General features: G+C 74.0%; 17 protein-coding genes. 5 read left to right on the top strand and 12 right to left on the bottom strand.

Annotation, left to right across the window (positions count from 1 at the left end; all coding sequences use genetic code 11):
* The first annotated feature begins 133 nt into the window (after positions 1 to 133).
* Positions 134 to 352: a hypothetical protein gene (locus AB0M18_RS26645; protein WP_365762239.1), complete on the top strand. Its 219-nt coding sequence runs from the start codon at positions 134 to 136 to the stop codon at positions 350 to 352.
* Here the strand turns inward: AB0M18_RS26645 and AB0M18_RS26640 are convergent.
* Positions 342 to 1,265: a DMT family transporter gene (locus AB0M18_RS26640; protein WP_365762237.1), complete on the bottom strand. Its 924-nt coding sequence runs from the start codon at positions 1,263 to 1,265 to the stop codon at positions 342 to 344. The two genes, AB0M18_RS26645 and AB0M18_RS26640, sit on opposite strands and share 11 nt — an antisense overlap.
* A gap of 236 nt (positions 1,266 to 1,501) precedes the next feature.
* Here AB0M18_RS26640 and AB0M18_RS26635 point away from each other — a divergent pair, with 236 nt between their 5' ends.
* Complete coding sequence (locus AB0M18_RS26635; protein ID WP_365762234.1) at positions 1,502 to 2,242, top strand: SDR family oxidoreductase; 741 nt, start codon at positions 1,502 to 1,504, stop codon at positions 2,240 to 2,242.
* 176 nt (positions 2,243 to 2,418) lie between these two features.
* Here AB0M18_RS26635 and alc read toward each other — a convergent pair whose 3' ends face one another.
* Both alc and allB read right to left on the bottom strand, forming a co-directional pair.
* Positions 2,419 to 3,534: an allantoicase gene (alc, locus tag AB0M18_RS26630; RefSeq protein ID WP_365762232.1), complete on the bottom strand. Its 1,116-nt coding sequence runs from the start codon at positions 3,532 to 3,534 to the stop codon at positions 2,419 to 2,421.
* A 1-nt stretch (position 3,535) separates the two neighbouring features.
* The gene (gene allB, locus AB0M18_RS26625) at positions 3,536 to 4,870 is read right to left on the bottom strand and encodes an allantoinase AllB (RefSeq protein WP_365762230.1); all 1,335 of its coding nucleotides are present in this window, start codon (positions 4,868 to 4,870) and stop codon (positions 3,536 to 3,538) included.
* Between the two features lie 336 nt (positions 4,871 to 5,206).
* Between allB and AB0M18_RS26620 the strand changes: the two genes are divergently transcribed.
* Positions 5,207 to 6,016, top strand: coding sequence for an IclR family transcriptional regulator (locus AB0M18_RS26620; protein ID WP_365762227.1), 810 nt, complete (start codon positions 5,207 to 5,209; stop codon positions 6,014 to 6,016).
* 70 nt (positions 6,017 to 6,086) lie between these two features.
* Here AB0M18_RS26620 and AB0M18_RS26615 read toward each other — a convergent pair whose 3' ends face one another.
* Positions 6,087 to 6,779, bottom strand: a complete 693-nt coding sequence (locus AB0M18_RS26615; RefSeq protein ID WP_365762225.1) for an ABC transporter ATP-binding protein — start codon at positions 6,777 to 6,779, stop codon at positions 6,087 to 6,089.
* Complete coding sequence (locus AB0M18_RS26610; protein ID WP_365762223.1) at positions 6,776 to 7,867, bottom strand: ABC transporter permease; 1,092 nt, start codon at positions 7,865 to 7,867, stop codon at positions 6,776 to 6,778. Before AB0M18_RS26610 ends, AB0M18_RS26615 begins: the two co-directional genes overlap by 4 nt.
* A 124-nt stretch (positions 7,868 to 7,991) precedes the next feature.
* Here AB0M18_RS26610 and AB0M18_RS26605 point away from each other — a divergent pair, with 124 nt between their 5' ends.
* Positions 7,992 to 9,176 carry a sensor histidine kinase gene (locus tag AB0M18_RS26605; RefSeq protein WP_365762221.1) on the top strand — a complete coding sequence of 395 codons (1,185 nt, stop codon included), beginning with the start codon at positions 7,992 to 7,994 and terminating at the stop codon, positions 9,174 to 9,176.
* Positions 9,173 to 9,799, top strand: a complete 627-nt coding sequence (locus AB0M18_RS26600) for a response regulator transcription factor (RefSeq protein ID WP_365762219.1) — start codon at positions 9,173 to 9,175, stop codon at positions 9,797 to 9,799. Before AB0M18_RS26605 ends, AB0M18_RS26600 begins: the two co-directional genes overlap by 4 nt.
* Positions 9,800 to 9,869: 70 nt before the next feature.
* Here AB0M18_RS26600 and AB0M18_RS26595 read toward each other — a convergent pair whose 3' ends face one another.
* The 7 genes from AB0M18_RS26595 to AB0M18_RS26565 all read right to left on the bottom strand — a co-directional run bounded on the left by AB0M18_RS26595 (position 9,870) and on the right by AB0M18_RS26565 (position 16,789).
* The gene (locus AB0M18_RS26595; RefSeq protein ID WP_365762217.1) at positions 9,870 to 10,340 is read right to left on the bottom strand and encodes an amphi-Trp domain-containing protein; all 471 of its coding nucleotides are present in this window, start codon (positions 10,338 to 10,340) and stop codon (positions 9,870 to 9,872) included.
* A complete protein-coding gene (locus AB0M18_RS26590) occupies positions 10,337 to 10,789 on the bottom strand; it encodes a hypothetical protein (protein WP_365762215.1) in 453 nt (150 codons plus the stop codon). Before AB0M18_RS26590 ends, AB0M18_RS26595 begins: the two co-directional genes overlap by 4 nt.
* Positions 10,790 to 10,819: 30 nt before the next feature.
* Entirely contained in the window at positions 10,820 to 11,296 is a 477-nt protein-coding gene (locus AB0M18_RS26585) for an SHOCT domain-containing protein (protein WP_365762213.1), read from the bottom strand.
* 28 nt (positions 11,297 to 11,324) lie between these two features.
* Positions 11,325 to 11,522, bottom strand: a complete 198-nt coding sequence (locus AB0M18_RS26580; protein WP_265867800.1) for a hypothetical protein — start codon at positions 11,520 to 11,522, stop codon at positions 11,325 to 11,327.
* 35 nt (positions 11,523 to 11,557) lie between these two features.
* Positions 11,558 to 13,207 carry an MFS transporter gene (locus tag AB0M18_RS26575; RefSeq protein WP_365762211.1) on the bottom strand — a complete coding sequence of 550 codons (1,650 nt, stop codon included), beginning with the start codon at positions 13,205 to 13,207 and terminating at the stop codon, positions 11,558 to 11,560.
* A 119-nt stretch (positions 13,208 to 13,326) separates the two neighbouring features.
* Entirely contained in the window at positions 13,327 to 16,002 is a 2,676-nt protein-coding gene (locus AB0M18_RS26570) for a LuxR C-terminal-related transcriptional regulator (RefSeq protein ID WP_365762293.1), read from the bottom strand.
* Between the two features lie 430 nt (positions 16,003 to 16,432).
* Entirely contained in the window at positions 16,433 to 16,789 is a 357-nt protein-coding gene (locus AB0M18_RS26565; RefSeq protein ID WP_365762209.1) for a DUF5955 family protein, read from the bottom strand.
* Between the last annotated feature and the right edge of the window lie 75 nt (positions 16,790 to 16,864).

Raw genomic sequence — 16,864 nt, 5'->3', positions numbered from 1 at the left:
GCACGGAAGCCGCCGCCCGATACCAAAGTCGCGCGACCCGGGACTTCGGTCGTACGGAAGGGCATACGGGAGGACCCGGGTCCGATACCGACGGCCGACGCGGGCCGGACCGCCGGTGGATCACGCTCGGGACATGAAGAGGTTTCTGGAGGTCACGGGTCTTCTGTTGACGGTCTTCGGCATCTGCGGGGTGATCCGCGAGCTGACCGACGGCTGGTTCCGGCTGATGGGGGTGACCCGCTTCCTGACCGACAGCGTGTGGTTCCTGGCGGACCACGCGCTGTTCGCGAACATCGTGATCGCGGCGCTCGGCTTCGCGCTGATGGTGATGTCGGACCGGGTCAGGAGCTGACGTCCGCGGCCCGGCGCCCCCAGGCGGTTCCGGCCAGGACGAGGACCGCGCCCACCAGGCCCACCACGCCCGGCCGGTCGCCCGCGAGCGCGATGCCGGCGGCCGCGGCCCAGAGGGGTTCGGTGCCGAGCAGCAGGCTGACCCGGGACGGCGAGGTGCGGCGGACGGCCCACATCTGCACGAAGAAGGCGAAGAGGGTGCAGAAGACGGAGAGGAAGAGCAGGCCGGCCCACTCCCCCGGCCCGAAGTCCGCGGCCGCCGCCCACGGCGAGGCGCCGGTGCCGGGCGCGGCGGCCAGGATCGCGAAGACGGCGACGGCGGACCCGAGCTGAATGGTGGTGAGGGACAGCGAGTCGGCGCTCTGGACGGCCTTGATCCGGGACATCGCGAGCACGTGCACGGTACGGGCGAGGGCCGCGAGCAGCATCAGCAGGTCGCCGGGGCTGGGCGCGGTGAAGCCCCCGCCCTGGGTCAGCAGGATCACGCCCGCCACCGAGAGCCCGGCGGCCGCCAGGAAGGCGCGGGGCGGTCGGGTGCGGGTGACGGCGGCCTCGGCGAGCGGCGTGAGGATCATGGTGAGGCTGATGATCAGGCCCGCGTTGGTGGCGGAGGTGTGGACGACTCCGTACGTCTCCAGGACGAAGATCCCGGCGAGGATCAGGCCGAGGACGGCGGCCCCGCGCCACTGCGCGCCGTTCAGCGCCCGCAGCCTGCGCCGGCCCGCGACCACCAGGACCGGCAGCACCACCGCGAAGCGCAGGACAAGGACGGCGAGCACGGTGTGGGTGGTGGTGATGCCCTTGGCCGCGAGGTAGCTGGCGCCCCAGACCACGGCGACGAGCAGGACGGGCAGGTCGGTGAGCCAGGCGCGGCGCGGGGCGCCGAGGGGCAGCGGGGCGGCGAGCGACGACATCGGGTCTCCGAACTCAGGGGGTGCGGTGGAGACTTCGGCGGCTCGCACACGGGGGGGTGATCACCGTACCGGCGGGCGGCCGGTGGTGGCTACACCTTTCCCTGTCGGCCGCCCTGGCCGCCCCCTTCGGCTCGGCGTCCGATTCCCGCCAGCACCGCCCTCTCGCCCCGCCTTTGATTGAACTCGCAACGACAAGCGGTACGACACCGAGTCAACCGAGTCACGAGGAGTTCGAGATGTCCACGTTGAGCGGCAAGGCGGTCCTGGTCACCGGCGGCAGCCGGGGCATCGGCGCGGCGACGGCCGTCCGGCTGGCCGAGGAGGGCGCGCACGTCGCCTTCACGTACGTACGAGAGGAGGAGCGGGCACGCGCGGTCGCGGCCCGGATCGAGGCGGCGGGCGGCAAGGCGCTGCCGCTGCGCGCGGACGCGGCCGACGCCGGGGACGCGGCGGGGGCGGTGGAGTGGGCGGCGGACGCGCTGGGCCGGCTGGACGTCCTGGTGAACAATGTGGGCGTCGGGGTGCTCGGCCCCCTGGAGTCGCTGACGCTCGCCGAGGTGGACCGGGTCCTCGCGGTGAACGTCCGCGCGACCTTCCTGGCCTCGCAGGCGGCGGCCGCGCGGATGACGGACGGCGGCCGGATCATCACGATCGGCACCTGTATGACGCAGCGGGTGCCGGGACCGGGCGGCACGCTGTACGCGACGAGCAAGGCGGCCCTCGTCGGCCTGACGAAGGCGCTGGCGCGCGAGCTGGGCGGCCGCGGCATCACCGCGAACATCGTCCACCCGGGTCCGACGGACACCGACATGAACCCGGCGGACGGTCCGTTCGCGGCGGGCCAGGCGCAGATGACGGCCCTGGGCCGTTTCGGCACGGCCGACGAGGTCGCGGCGATGGTCGCGTTCCTGGCGGGGCCGGGGGCGCGGTACGCGACGGGCGCCGAGTTCTCGGTGGACGGCGGCCACGCGGCCTGAGGCCGCCCCGGACAGCCCCCGGCGAACCCATGGCGAGTGAGCCGAAGGGCGCGCCGGGGGAACGACCCCGAGCGCGCGGAGTCTCCCGAGGAACGAGGGAGGCGAGCACGGTCGGGGTCGTGAGCCCGGCTCAAAGCGCCCGGAGGAGAACCGAGCCCGAGAAAACCGGGGCAGGGCTACCCGCCCAACTCCTGGTGGCGGGCGGTCAGGCGCGCCGTGCCCGCCTCGGTGAGCGAGCCGAAGAGACGGAGGCGGGAGATGCCGCCGTCGGGGTAGATGTCGATCCGGACCCGGGAGCCGACAGCCGGTGTGTCGAGGACGAAGCGGTGGTTGGTGTCGGGCTGGAGGCGGGTCCGGGGCAGGATCTCGGTCCAGTCGTCGGAGCCTTCGGCGGCGACGGAGAGCGCGGCCCAGCCCGCGCTGTTGCCCTTGAGGTACGCGGTGTCGATCTCGACGGCGCGGATCTCGGCCTCGGCGGCGAGGCTGTAGCGGATCCAGTCGTTGCCCTTGTCGCGGCGGCGGCGGGTCTCCCAGCCGTCGTCCATCTTGCGGGAACGGCCGGGCTGGATGGTGTTCGTGGCCGGGGAGTAGAAGCGGTCGGAGGCGTCCTCGACCTGGCCGCCGTTCTCCAGGGCCGCGAGGTCGAAGGTGCCGAGCACGCCGAGCCAGGCCGGGTCGGGAGCGACCTCGCCGTACACCCGGAGGCGGGCGATGCCGCCGTCGGGGTGCTGGTTGACGCGGAGGTGGGTGAAGCGCTGCTCGACGGCGACGGCGAAGCCGTTGGCGGCGTGGCCGCCGATGGCGGTGCGCGGCACGAGGGTCGTCCACTTGACGTCGTCGGCGAGCAGGTCGTCGGGCGAGGGCGAGCCGGCGACGGAGGCGGCCTCGACGGACACGGCCTGCGGGTAGTTGCCGCGGAAGTGGGCGGTGTCGACGACGATGCCGCGGATGACGCCGGGGGCGCCGAGGCGCACGAGCGCCCAGTCGTGGTCGTCCTCGGTGGGGTGCGGCCGCTCGGCGGAGACGCCACGGCGCCGGCGGGTCTCCCAGCCGTCCATGATCTTGCCCTTGTGGCCGAAGTGCTCGGGGTCGAACTCGGCGGCCTCGGGCTTGAGCAGGTTCTCACGCTCGGCGAAGAACTCGTCGTTGGCGGCGATGACACCGGCTCCGAGGCGCCGGTCGGCGAGGTCGGCGTACTGCGTGAAGGGGAAGTCGGCCGTGCGGTAGTCGGCGTAGGGGTCACCGCCCCCGTAGGGGCTCGCGTCTCCGGTGAAGCCGGGTATGACGGTCACGTCAGTTGTTCCTTTCGAGGAGACGGCCGGTGGGCTCGGTGAGGGAGCCGTGGTCGTTGATGCGCTCGCCGCGCAGCCAGGTGGAGGTGACGACGCCGTGGAGGGTCTTGCCGGCGTAGGCGGTGACGCGGTTGCGGTGCTGGAGTTCGGCCGGGTCGACGGTGAAGGCGGCGTCGGGTTCGAGCACGGCGAAGTCGGCGTCCCGGCCCGCCTCGATGGCGCCCTTCCGCTCCAGGCCGGCGAGGCGGGCCGGGTTGGTGGACATCCAGCGGGCGAGGTCGGTGAGGTCGTGGCCGCGGCGGCGGGCCTCGGTCCAGATCGCGGGCAGTCCGAGCTGGAGCGAGGAGATCCCGCCCCACGCGGACGCGAAGTCCCCGGTCTTCAGATCGGCGGTGGAGGGCGAGTGGTCGGAGACGATGCAGTCGATCGTCCCGTCCGCCAGGCCCTCCCACAGCGCGTCCTGGTTGACCGCCTCACGGATGGGCGGGCAGCACTTGAACTCGGTCGCGCCGTCGGGGATCTCCTCGGCGGTCAGGGTGAGGAAGTGCGGACACGACTCGACGGTGATCCTCACGCCCTCCGCCTTCGCGGCGGCGATCAGCGGCAGCGCGTCCGAGGACGACAGGTGCAGGACGTGGACACGGGCGGCGAGCCGGCGGGCCTGGTTGATCAGGTTCTCGATCGCGGTGTTCTCCGCGACCCGCGGACGGGAGGCGAGGAAGTCCGCGTACGCGGGGCCCGCCTTCTGAGGAGCGGCGTCCAGCTCGTGGGGGTCCTCGGCGTGGACGATCATCAGCCCGCCGAACCCGGCGATCTCCGCGAGGGAGGCGGCGAGCTGCTCCTGGTCGAGCTGCGGGAACTCGTCCACGCCCGACGGGGACAGGAAGCACTTGAAGCCGAAGACCCCGGCGTCGTGCAGCGGGCGCAGGTCCTTGACGTTGTCCGGCAGCGCGCCGCCCCAGAAACCGGTGTCGACATGGGCCTTGGGCGCGGCGACCTCCTGCTTGATCCGCAGGTGTTCGACCGTCGTGGTCGGCGGCAGGGAGTTGAGCGGCATGTCGAGGAGGGTGGTGATGCCACCGGCCGCCGCGGCACGCGTCGCGGTCCAGAACCCCTCCCACTCGGTGCGGCCGGGGTCGTTGACGTGGACGTGGGTGTCGACCAGACCGGGCAGGATCACGTCGTGGCCGACGTCCTCCAGACGGGCGCCGGCCGGGACCTCGGCGTCGTACGGCCACACGGCCGCGATCGTCCCGCCCGAGACGGCGATCGACGCGGCACGCGTCCCCTCCGGAGTGATGACACGCGTCGAGCGCAGGACCAGGTTGACGTCCACCCGTACCCCTTCTTCTTCCGCGAAGCAGAAATTCAACGAACTGTTGAAGGAGTTTGCGTGCGTGACGACATGCCGTCAAGAGCACGTCTCCAGGATCGCCCGGCGCGACCCGCCCACGCGAGGGCTGATTGGATGTTTCCATGAAGTGGAATGGGAATTTCGTACAGTAGAACGTAGCTCCGCACATGCGGGGCGGACCAGGAGCCCGCGAGGCAGCCGCCGACATGGGACAAACACCCCCCTGACCGGCCCGGACGCCGAGACCTGGGCCGTGTGCCCGGATCGACGGCCCGGTAGGCTGCTGCCTTGCCCGCCTGCCCCGAAAGGACCGTTGCCGTGCCGACGTCCAGCGCCAGCACCACCGACGCCGCGAAGCCCGCCGCCGCGAGCGGTGGCGTCCAGTCCCTCGAGCGTGCCTTCGATCTCCTGGAGCGGATGGCCGACGCCGGCGGCGAGGTCGGGCTGAGCGAGCTCTCCGCCAGCAGCGGCCTGCCGCTGCCCACCATCCACCGGCTCATGCGCACCCTGGTCGCCTGCGGCTACGTCCGCCAGCAGCCCAACCGCCGGTACGCCCTGGGCCCGCGTCTGATCCGGCTCGGCGAGTCCGCCTCCCGGCTGCTCGGCACCTGGGCGCGCCCGTACCTGGCGCGGCTCGTGGAGGAGACCGGCGAGACGGCGAACATGGCGCTGCTCGACGGCGACGAGATCGTCTACGTCGCCCAGGTGCCCTCCAAGCACTCCATGCGCATGTTCACCGAGGTCGGCCGCCGGGTGCTGCCGCACTCCACCGGCGTGGGCAAGGCGCTGCTCGCCGACACCCCGGCCGACGAGGTGCGCGCGCTCCTCGCCCGTACCGGCATGCCCGCCGCCACCGAGAAGACCATCACCACGCCCGAGGGCTTCCTGGAGGCACTGGCGGCGGTCCGCGAGACGGGATACGCGGTCGACGACAACGAGCAGGAGATAGGGGTCCGCTGCCTCGCGGTGCCGGTGCCCGACTCCCCCACCGCGGCGGCCATCTCCATCTCGGGCCCGGCGGGCCGGGTCACCGAGGCCGCCACCGAGAAGATCGTCCCGATCCTCCAGCAGGTGGCCCAGGAGCTGTCGGCGGCGCTGGCGAACACGGCGGGCAACGGCCAGGCCTAGGCCTGCACGACGCGAGGAAGGGCGCCCGGAGCATGGATGCTCCGGGCGCCCTTCGCGTACCGCGGCTCGGTCAGACGGCCGCGGGCGCCGCCTTCTCCTCCGTCAGCCGCCCGTCCTGCACCGTCACCACCCGGTCCGCCCGCCCCAGGTGCGTCCGGTCGTGGGTGACGAGCACCGTGGCCGTGCCGCGCTCGGCGGTCAGTCCGGCGAGCAGTTCCATGACGGCCGCGCCCCGCTCGTGGTCCAGGGCGCTGGTCGGCTCGTCGACCAGGAGCACGGAGGGCTCGTTCATCAGGGCCCGGGCGATGTTGACGCGCTGGCGCTGGCCGCCGGAGAGCTGGTGCGGGCGCCGGTGCGCCTGGTCGGCGAGGCCCACCGCGTCGAGCAGCCCGGCCGCCCGGTCCCGTACCGCCCGGCTCGTGCGGCCCGAGAGGTGCCCCATGACCTGGAGCTGTTCGAGCGCGGTGAGCGAGGGCAGCAGGTTGGGCTGCTGGAAGACGATGCCGATGCGGTCGCGGCGCAGCTCGGCGCGGGCCGCCGGGCTGAGCGGGCCGGTCTCGGTGCCGGCCACGACGACCCGGCCGCTGTCCGGGGTGACCAGGGTCGCGGCCACGGCGAGCAGGCTGGACTTGCCGGAGCCGGAGGGGCCGACGACGGCGGTCAGCCGGCCGGCGGGCACGTCGAGGGAGACCGCGTCGAGGGCGGTGAGCCGGCCGTCGCCGTCGGGGTAGGTCAGGGTCACGTCTGCGAGCAGCAGGCTCATCGGGCACTCCCGAGGGCGGTCAGGGGGTCGACGGCGGTGATCCGCCGGATGGACAGGGCCGCGCCGAGCGCGCCGAGCACGATCATCACGGCGGCCGGGCCGAGCACGGTCAGCGGCTGGAGCACGAAGGGCACGTCGCCGCCGGAGATCAGGGCGCCGATGCCGGTGGCGAGCCCGGTGCCGAGCAGGGTGCCGGCGGTGAGCATGACCAGGGCCTGCCCGAGGGCGTCCTTCAGGAGGTACGGGGTGGAGGCGCCGAGCGCCTTGAGGACGGCCACGTCGGCGCTGCGCTGGATGGTCCAGACGGTGAAGAAGGCTCCTATGACCAGCGCGGAGATGACGAACAGGAAGCCGCGCATGAGCTGGAGCGAGCCGTTCTCGGCCTGGTAGGACCCTATGGCGGTCAGGGCCCCGTCGACGGTCTTCGACGCCGTGCCGAGGGTCTTGTCCCCGGCCGCCCAGTCCACGCCGGAGCCGCTGAGCGCGACCACCGTGGCCTGCTCCTCCGTCCCCGCGCCGGCCCTACCGAGCTTCTGCCAGTCGTCGAGGGAGGTCCAGACGACGGGGGTGTGGCTGTACGAGGCGTCCCCGGCGACCGCCGCGACGATGGCGTCCAGGGTGCCGAGACGCACCGCGTCCCCCGCCCCGACGCCCAGCTCCTCGGCCGCCGACTCGGACAGGATCACCCGGCCCGGGCCGAGCCCCGCCCCGGCGCCGGTCTCCGGCGCGAGGCCCGAGCCCGGCTCCGTACCGAAGGCGGACAGGGCGGCGGTGCGGTCGCCGGCCGCCGCGTTGAGGGTGCGGATGCCGAGCGGCCGCGCGCTGTCGACGCCGGGACGGGCGGCCCAGTCGCGCCACTGGGACTCGGTGACGGTCGAATTGGTGAAGGAGACCGACTGGCCGGCGGGCGGGGCGGCGAAGGCCAGCCGATCCGCCGGAAGGCCGGTGATCGCCGAGATGTTCTCGCGTGCGAGCCCGGCGGTCAGTCCCGAAAGAAGTCCGACGAGCAGCGTGATCAGCACGATCACGGTGCCCATCAGGGTGAAACGCCCCTTGGCGAATCTCAGGTCTCTCCATGCCACGAACATGGGACCCAGACTGCTCGGCGGACGCGCCCCCGGGCATCGCGCCACGGATGGCTCCGTAATCAAACTTTCGGTTGAGTCCGGATTGTCCGGACCGGCCTCCGGGGCCGCCTACGCTGGACGGGTCATGGATCCGCGTCACCTCACCCCCGCCCTCCGCGCCCTGCGGCTCTGCCTCCACCTGTTGATGGCGGGCCTGCTCGTGCTCGCCGCGCTGCGCTCGCACACCACCGCCGGTGTGGCGGCCTCGGTCGTCACCGGGGTCGTGTACGCGGCGGGCTCGTTCCTGCCCGCCGTGCGGGAGTCGCAGCGGGCGGCCGCGGTGTGGCTGGGCACGCTGTGCCTGGCGTGGCTGGTGCTGCTCTGGGTGACGCCCGAGGGGCTGTGGATCGCCTTCCCGCTGTACTTCCTGCAGCTGCACCTGCTGCCGGTGCGCTGGTCGCTGCCGGCCGTCGGGCTGACGGCGGGCGCCGCGATCCTGTCGTACGTGCGGCACGGCGCCGCGCTCAACCCTGGCGTCTTCATCGGGCCGCTGCTCGGCGCGGCGGTCGCGGTGGCGACGGTGCTCGGCTATCAGGCGCTGTACCGGGAGAGCGAGCGGCGCCGGCGGATGGTCGAGGAGCTGATCGCCACCCGGGCCGAGCTCGCGGCGGCCGAGCGGCACGCGGGCACGCTCGCCGAGCGGGAGCGGCTCGCCCGGGAGATCCACGACACCCTGGCCCAGGGTCTGTCCTCGATCCAGCTGCTGCTGCGGGCCGCCGAGCGGGCGCTGCCGGAGGGCTCGCCGGCCGCCGGGCACATCGAGGCGGCGCGGCGGGCGGCACAGGACAATCTGGCGGAGGCGCGCCGGTTCGTCCGCGCGCTCGCCCCGCCCGATCTGGAGCACGGTTCGCTGGCCGGGGCCCTGGAGCGGCTGTGCGGGACGGCCGGTCCGGACGGTCCCCGGGTGCGGTTCTCGGTGAGCGGCACTCCGGTGGAACTGCCCACGCCGTACGAGGTGGCGCTGCTGCGGATCGCGCAGTCGGCGCTCGCGAACACGGTCCGGCACGCCTCCGCCTCGCGGGCCGGGATCACGCTGTCCTTCATGGGCGGTTCGGTGACCCTGGACGTGGTGGACGACGGCAAGGGGTTCGACCCGGGCGCGGTGGTGCGCCCGTCGTCCTCCGCGGACGGCGGCTTCGGGCTGCCGGCCATGCGCTCGCGGGCGGAGTCGCTCGGCGGGTCCTTCACCGTCGAGTCCGCCCCCGGCCAGGGCACCGCCGTGGCCGTGTCCCTCCCCCTCCCGACCGGACCCACTGGAGCCGACGTATGACCGTCCGCCTGCTGCTCGCCGACGACCACCCGGTGGTACGGGCGGGGCTGCGCGCCGTCCTCGACACGGAGCCCGACTTCACCGTGGTCGCGGAGGCGGCGACCGCCGAGCGGGCGGTGGAGCTGGCCGCCGCCGGGGGTGTGGACGTGGTCCTGATGGACCTGCAGTTCGGCGCGGGGATGCACGGTTCGGAGGCGACGGCGGCGATCACCGCCGTACCGGGCGGGCCGCGGGTCCTGGTGCTGACCACGTACGACTCGGACGCGGACATCCTGGCGGCGGTGGAGGCGGGGGCCTCGGGCTATCTCCTGAAGGACGCGCCGCCGGAGGAGCTGGCGGCGGCGGTCCGGACGGCGGCGGCCGGCCAGTCCGCGCTCGCCCCGGCGGTGGCGCACCGTCTGATGGACCGGATGCGCACCCCGGCGGAGGCGCTGACCCGGCGCGAGCTGGAGGTGCTCCAGCTGGTCGGCGAGGGTCTGTCGAACCAGCAGATCAGCAAGGCGCTGTTCCTGAGCCAGGCGACGGTGAAGTCCCATCTGGTGCACATCTTCGCCAAGCTGGGCGTGGACTCGCGCACGGCGGCGGTGGCGACGGCGACGGCCCGGCGGCTGATCCGGCGCTGAGGCGCTCGGACCGGCCGCCGGGCCGTGGGCCCGCGGGCTCGTGGACCTGCGGGCTCGTGGACCTGCGGGGTCACCGCTTGGCACGGGCGCGCTTCGCGCGGCGCTTGGCGCGCTTGCCCTTCGGTTTCGCGGACGTGCTCTTCGGTCTGGCGGACTTTCCCTTCGGCTTCGGGGCCTTGTCCTTGGGCGGCTTCGGGGCCTTGTCCTTGGGCTTGGCCGACGTGGTGGCCGACGCGGCCGGCTTCGCCGGCTTGTCCGGCTCGGCGGCCTTGGCCTTCGGTTCGGCGGGCGGGGGCGCGGTGGCGGCGGGTTCGCCGCCGGTACGCCATTTCAGCTCCAGCTCCATCTCGATCTCGTCGCCGTCGACCTCGACCTCCACCTCGGTGCGGAACCCCTCGGGGACCTTGAGGCTCAGCGTTCCCCCGCCGAAGGCCAGCTCGGCCTCCTCGCCCTTCTTGAACGCCTTGGCGAGCGAGGCCAGCAGGTCCGCCGCCTCCTGGTGGCTCAGGGAACGCTTCTGCTCGAACTTCAGGTCGTTCACGACGTCCTCCCGCCGGAGGCGGCGCCGGTGTCGTCCTTGCGGCTGACGCACAGGGCCCAGATGACGAATCCGGACATCGCGATCATGATGACGGACCACACCGGGTAGTACGGCAGCGAGAGGAAGTTGGCGATGATGACCAGCCCGGCGATGGCCACGCCGAGGACGCGTGCCCAGGTCTGGGTCATGAACAGTCCGGCGCTCACGAGCACGGCGACGATGCCGAGCCCGAGATGGACCCAGCCCCACCCGGTCAGGTCGAACTGGAAGACGTAGTTGGGCGTGGTGACGAAGACCTCGTCCTCGGCGATCGCCATGATGCCGCGGAAGATGGCGAGCAGCCCGGCCAGGCCGAGCATGACGGCGGCGAAGGCCGTCAGCCCCTCGGCCCAGGCGTAGGTGGCCGAACTCTTCCGGGACGTGTGGGTGGAGGCGTGTGCGGTGGCCATCTCGGTTCTCCTTTCCGTCCTCCCGTGACCTCAGCCACGGGGGGTGGCGCCGGTGTCTGCCGCGGTCGTGGACGCGGACCCCGACGGGGCGTCGTCGCCCAGGACCAGCGCCTTGGCCCGGCGGAACTCCTCTTCGGTGATGTCGCCACGGGTCCGGAGTTCGGAGAGCCTGGCGAGCTCGTCGGCGTGGCTGCGACCGCCGCCACCGCCGGAGGCGGTCTCACGGACGTAGTCGTCGAACGCCTTCTGCTGCGCGCGGGCATGCTTGATCTCCCGGCCGCCCATGGACTTGCCGCGGGCGATGACGTACACGAGCACGCCCAGGAAGGGCAGCAGGATCACGAACGCCAGCCAGCCGGCCTTGCCCCAGCCGCCCATGTCGTCGTCGCGGAAGATGTCGACGATGATCCGGAAGAGCAGGATGAACCACAGGATCCACAGGAAGAGCCACAGCATGGTCCAGAAGGCGCCAAGCAGCGGATAGTCGTAGGCGAGATACGTGCCCATCTCTTGCTCCGTTCCGAATCGATTCCCGTCACTCGGGCAGGCGGCGCAGTTCCACCACGTGCAGTCCGAGCGACTGGAAGCGGGCCAGCAGTCCGTAGAGGTGCGCCTCGTCCAGGACGGGGCCGTACAGCACCGACTCGTGCGAGATCACCACGTGCTCCAGTTCGGGGAACGCGCTGATCAACGGCTCCGACATGTGTCCGTCGACGCGGATCTCGTACTGCATACGGCGATCGTGCGCCGTGGGGAGGGCCGTCCGCCTCACCCCTGAGGGGTGACTCGTGGGTCCCCGCCCGGGCCGCGCCCCTGGCCGTGGCCCGGGCCCTGGCCCTGGGCCGTGGTCCGGCTCCCGGCGGGGAGTCCGCGGGTCACGAGGAAGCTCGCCAGGGTGATGCCGCCGGCCGCGAGGATGGCCGCCTTCAGACCGTTCAGCTGGGCGGTGGCGTACGACTCCGTGACGGCGTCCACCTCGCGCGGCGGCAGCCCGGCCTGCTCGGCGGCGCTGCGGACCTGGTCGGTCGGGACGAAGCTGACCCCGGACTCCAGGGCGATGCTCGTCTGCTGCCGGGCCTGCTCGGACAGGCGCGGGTCCTCCTCGACCTCCGTGGTGAACGCCTGGACCAGGGCACCGATGAGGATCGAGCCGATCAGGGCCGTGCCGAGCGCCGATCCCAGGTTCTGCGCCGTGAACTGCAGGCCCCCGACCTCGCTGCGCTCCTCCTCCCCCGCGCTGGACTGGACGACGTTGCCCAGCTGCGAGGCCAGCATCCCCATGCCCAGGCCGAGGAGTGCCATGGCCCCGAAGAACTGGGCGCCGTCGATGACCGGGTCGATGGTGGCGAGCAGCCAGGCGATGGCCCCCGTCAGCAGCACCAGGGCCACCCGCACGACCCGGCGCGGTCCCGCCCGGCGTCCGAGCCGGGCCCCGCCCAGGGAGGCGAGGAGCATGGTCACGGAGACCGGCAGCAGCCGCAGTCCGGTCTCGAAGGCGTCGAAGCCCTGCACCACCTGCAGATACAGCGGGATGGTGAAGAACAGTCCGAGCAGGATCAGGTTCTGGCTCAGCAGGGTCATCAGGCCGGAGCGCAGCACGGGCCTGCGGAACAGGGCGAGGTGGACCAGGGGGTCGCCTCCGCCCTCCTCCCGCCGTCGCTCCCAGGCACGGAACAGGGCGAGCAGCGCCACCCCGGCCGCCACCACGAACAGGGTGGGGGCGAAGCCGAACACCGTGAAGGGCGGATCGCGCGGCGCCACCCATCCCCAGGTGGTGCTCTGCAGCACCCCGAGCACGCCGAGGGCCAGGCCGGCCGCCGACAGCACGGCGCCGACGACGTCCAGGCGGGGGCGGCGCCCCGGGGCGGGGTGCTCCTCGACCGCCCGCCGGAAGAGCAGGACGGCGAGGACGACGACGACCTCGCCGGCGAAGACCAGCCGCCAGGTCAGGTACGTGGTCACCCAGCCGCCGAGCAGCGGCCCCACCGCGATCCCGGCACCGGCGAGGCCGCCGATGACGCCGTACGCGACGGAGCGGTCCCTCCCCCGGTACGACTCGGCGACCAGGGCCGCCATGGAGGGCAGCACCAGCGCGGCGCCGAGCCCCTCGATGACCGACCAGCCGAGGGCCAGGACCCAGAGGGTGGGCGCGACGGCGGTCAGGGCCGAGCCCACGCCGTACACGCCCATGCCGATCAGGAAGACGCGGCGGCGGCCCAGGATGTCCCCGATCCGGCCGCCGATGATCATGAAGGCGGCCATGACCAGGGCGTAGAGGGTGATGACGGCCTGGATGGCGGTCACCTCGGTGTCGAAGTCCTCGACCAGCTGGCTGATGGACACGTTCATGACCGAGGTGTCCAGGACCATCAGGAACTGGGCCGTGCCCAGGACGATCAGTGCGCGCCACTGTCTCACCGTGTCCACCTCACCGTGTCCACCCGGGTCGGGCGCCCCCACGCTGTCATGACACCCGACGGGCCGGTCCGGCGCCTCACCCGCCGCGGGTGAGGCGCCGGACCGGCGGGGGGGGGACCTCAGAGGAGACCGAGGTCGCGGGCGCGACGCACCGCTTCGTTGCGCCGGTGCACCGCCAGCTTCCGGTACACGCTCTTGAGGTGGGTCTTGACCGTGTTGACGGAGACGTACAGGTCGGCGGCGATCTCCTCGGTGGACATCGTGCGGGCGAGCCGGTGCAGCACGTCGCGCTCGCGGGCGCTCAGCGGCTCGGTGAGCGGACCGGGTTCGGGTCCGGGTGCGGGTCCGAGTGCGGGTGCTGATGTGTGTGCTGATGTGGGTGCAGGCGCGGGGGCGAGCCAGCCCGCGGCGAGCGGCCGCAGGGACGGCGTGGCCAGGAACGGGGCGAGCCAGGGCCCGGCCTCCAGGAAGGGGCGGCGCAGTTCCTCCGGTCCGGCCTCCCTGAGGGCCCGGCCGAGCAGTCGGTGTACGGCGGTGAGGTCGCCCTTCAGTCGCGCGGCCCGGGCGCGTACCAGCGCGGCGCGCACGGACACCACCGGGCCGGTGTGCTCGGCGCCGGGCAGACCGTCGAGGATGTGGAGGGCGGTGGCGGCGTCGCCGGCCGCGAGATGCGCCGAGGCGGCGGCGACCCGGCACAGCGGCCGGCCGTCGTCAGCCGCGCGCAGGGCCTCGGCGGCGGCCCGCGGGTCGCCTTCGGCCAGTCGGGCGGCCGACACGGCGAGGGCGGCGTGGTCCCGGTCCCAAGGGGAGTCCTCGGCGGCCGGGATCTCCCGTGCCGCTGCGGTGAGGGCGGCGCGGGTGTGCCCCTGGGCGAGCAGCAGCCCGGTGGTGGCGAGGCGGCGGCCCGCGGCCGTCACCGGATCGGCCGGCGGGGCGTCGGGCGGCCGCCTGAGCAGGGCCTCGGCCCGGGCCGTCTCGCCGCGCTCCACGGCGACCGCGGCGAGGACGAGCCGGCCGAGACCGGTGCCGGGCGGGACGGGGGCACCGCAGCGTTCCGCCGCGGCCGTCGCCGCGCGGATCCTGCGCTCCGCCCGGCCCGGCCGGCCGTCGAGGTAGTCGATGAGCGCCAGGTGCTCCAGGGAGTCCCGCAGCGGCAGCGCCGTGGCGGCGACGACGGGCCCCGCGGTCACGGCGGTGAGGGCGGCCCGCGCCTCGTCGAAGCGGCCGGCCCAGAGCAGGGACGAGCCGAGATGGGTCTGCAGCAGGGCCAGGAACTCGGGGTGCTCCTCCAGGAGCGGGGCGGGCACCGCCGGCAGGAGGTCGGCGGCGGTCTCGGCGGCCCGTTCCGCCGTGTGCGCGGAGCCGGCGAGCCGGCCTGCGAGGGTCGTGAGCAGGGCCCAGCCGAGCCGGGCCGCCGCCGTGTCACCCGCGTCGGGGGGCAGCTGTTCCTCGGCGCCGTGGAGGTGGGCGAGGCCGCGGTCCAGGTCGTGGCGGGTCAGGGCGCGCGCGGCGCGCACGAGGTCCGCGGCCGGGCCGGGGGTCCGTGCGTCGAGACCGGCGAACAGCGCCTCCAGCTCGTCCGCGCGGGGGCCGGAGAAGAGCTGCCCGAGAGCCAGGTCGTCGACCAGGGCGCCGGTGGCGAAGGTCCAGTCCCCGGCGGCGGCTCCCTGGGCCAGGGTCTCCGGCAGCGCGCCGGAACCGCGCAGCCAGCGGGCCGCCCGCCGGTGCAGTTGCCGCTCCAGACCGGGTGAGCGCCGGCGCAGATGGGCCCGGAGGATCTCCCGGAACAGCGGGTGGAGCGCGTACCAGCCGTGGTCGAAGTCCTCCACGAACGCGTTGTCGCGAAGCAGTCTGGCCAGGATCGGCGCGGCGTCGCGGCGGCCGGTCAGGGCGTCGGCGAGCTCCGGCTGGAAGCGGTCCAGGACGCTGACGCGCAGCAGCAGGTCCTGGGTGGGAAGCGGCTGCCGTTCGAGCACTTCGGCGAGCAGGAAGTCGGCGATGGTGCCCCGGTCCGCCTCGAACTCCTTGAGGTAGAGCTCCGGGTCCGGGCTCAGCCGGGCGGCCAGGGCGCTCAGCCGCAGGCCCGCCGCCCAGCCGCGGGTGCGCTCCACCAGCGCTCCGGCCGCCGCGGCGGTCAGGTCGAGCCCGTGCAGCCCGAGCAGCGTGACGGCCTCCTCGGTGGTGAAGGCCAGGTCGGCGTCCCGGATCTCGGTGACCTGGCCGGCCACCCGGTAGCGGTGCAGCGGGAGCAGCGGTTCGGTACGGGTGACCAGGACGAGGCGCAGTCCCGGGCCGCCGTGGTGCAGCACGAACTCCAGCTGCCGGGCGGTCTCGGGGGAGGTCATCCGGTCGAACTCGTCGATGATCATCGTCACCGGCCGGTCGAGGCCGGCCAGCTCCGCGGCGAGCCGGGACGGCAGCGTGGGGTCGACCCGGCCGGGCCGGGTGGGCGGTCCGGCCTCGGCGCCGACCGGCGTCCCGGCGGCGCGCAGGGCCTGGAGGAAGTGCGCCCAGAACATGCCGGGGCCCTGGATCGCCGGGTCGAGGGTGAGCCAGGCGGGCGGGCGGTCGAGGCGGGCGGCCCAGTCCGCGACCAGGAGGGTCTTGCCCGCACCGGCGCAGCCCTCGACCACGGTGAGCGGGGTGTGCGGGGCGTCCGTCGCCCGGCCGAGGTGCTCGGCGAGGCGCGGGCGCCGCAGGAAGGTCCCGGGGATCGCCGGCGGGACGAAACGGGTCCGCAGGAACGGGTCGCCCAGCGGGTCGACGCCGGGCGGGGTCTCCGGGGCGGCGGGCAGAGCCGCCGGGGCGCCGAGCGCAGGCGGACCGCCGGGCAGGGCTTCCGGGGCGCCGGGCGCGAAGTGCTCGCCGGGCAGTCCCGGGACACCGGGCACGACCGAGGGAGCGGCGGGCGCCGGCGGCTCGCCGGGGACAGACGGTCCGCCGGGCAGGACCTCCGGCTCGCCGAGCGCAGACAGAGCGCCGGGCGGGGCCTCCAGGGCGCCGGACGCGGCCGGACCGCCGGGCCGGGCGGGCCCGTGCGGAGGGGTGTCGCGGACTCCCGCCACGCTCGCCACCGCCCTTCCGTCGGACAGGCCCCAGGCCCTGGTCTCCTCCAGTCTGGCGGCGTTCCGGCGTACCGGCAGAGCCGGACAAACCCCTCCGGGGTACCCGAAGGTCCCAGGTCTCAGGACACCCTGCGGCGTCCCGCCTCACGGACCGGGCCGGTCAGGCGTCCGGGTGCTGCCCGTCGCGGGCCGGGGGCACGGCAGGCGGGCCGAAGAGGTCGACGGCTCGGCGGACACCCGCGAGCGCGTCGGCGAGCGCGCTGACCGAGCCGAGGGCGCCGGCCACGAGGAGCAGGGAGCGGCGCAGCCGCCACACCTCGGGGGCGCCGCCCGCGGCCATCGCGTCGAGTGCGGCGAGTTCGTCCTCGGCGATCCCCCGGTCGGCGAACTCCCTGCGGTGCCCGGCGAGTTCGCGCCGGAGCCGGGACACGGCGGCGCGCAGTCCGGCCACTCTCGGATCCACGCCGTCCGCGGTCACTCGCCCGGTCACTCGCCTCTGCCCCACGCTCCGCACCATGCTCCCCCTCGCACGCCTCTGTACTGCCGACCGACCCGTCGAGCGGTGGTCAGGCGCCGGGGGTCGCGGGCCAGT

Origin of the sequence: Streptomyces sp. NPDC051909 (assembly GCF_040681095.1) — a bacterium.
In the GTDB taxonomy this organism is placed as follows: Bacteria; Actinomycetota; Actinomycetes; order Streptomycetales; family Streptomycetaceae; genus Streptomyces.
The sequence above is the reverse complement of the archived record's forward strand: the minus strand, read 5'-3'. Positions and strand labels throughout refer to the sequence as shown.

Bases quoted from the DNA above. Each gene is read 5' to 3' on its own strand.
- AB0M18_RS26635 (WP_365762234.1), top strand. From the start codon at position 1,502: ATGTCCACGTTGAGCGGCAAGGCGGTCCTGGTCACCGGCGGCAGCCGG.
- AB0M18_RS26610 (WP_365762223.1), bottom strand. From the start codon at position 7,867: ATGTTCGTGGCATGGAGAGACCTGAGATTCGCCAAGGGGCGTTTCACC.
- AB0M18_RS26645 (WP_365762239.1), top strand. From the start codon at position 134: ATGAAGAGGTTTCTGGAGGTCACGGGTCTTCTGTTGACGGTCTTCGGC.
- AB0M18_RS26580 (WP_265867800.1), bottom strand. From the start codon at position 11,522: ATGCAGTACGAGATCCGCGTCGACGGACACATGTCGGAGCCGTTGATC.
- AB0M18_RS26640 (WP_365762237.1), bottom strand. From the start codon at position 1,265: ATGTCGTCGCTCGCCGCCCCGCTGCCCCTCGGCGCCCCGCGCCGCGCC.
- AB0M18_RS26605 (WP_365762221.1), top strand. From the start codon at position 7,992: ATGGATCCGCGTCACCTCACCCCCGCCCTCCGCGCCCTGCGGCTCTGC.
- AB0M18_RS26590 (WP_365762215.1), bottom strand. From the start codon at position 10,789: ATGGCCACCGCACACGCCTCCACCCACACGTCCCGGAAGAGTTCGGCC.
- AB0M18_RS26585 (WP_365762213.1), bottom strand. From the start codon at position 11,296: ATGGGCACGTATCTCGCCTACGACTATCCGCTGCTTGGCGCCTTCTGG.
- AB0M18_RS26615 (WP_365762225.1), bottom strand. From the start codon at position 6,779: ATGAGCCTGCTGCTCGCAGACGTGACCCTGACCTACCCCGACGGCGAC.
- AB0M18_RS26565 (WP_365762209.1), bottom strand. From the start codon at position 16,789: ATGGTGCGGAGCGTGGGGCAGAGGCGAGTGACCGGGCGAGTGACCGCG.
- AB0M18_RS26600 (WP_365762219.1), top strand. From the start codon at position 9,173: ATGACCGTCCGCCTGCTGCTCGCCGACGACCACCCGGTGGTACGGGCG.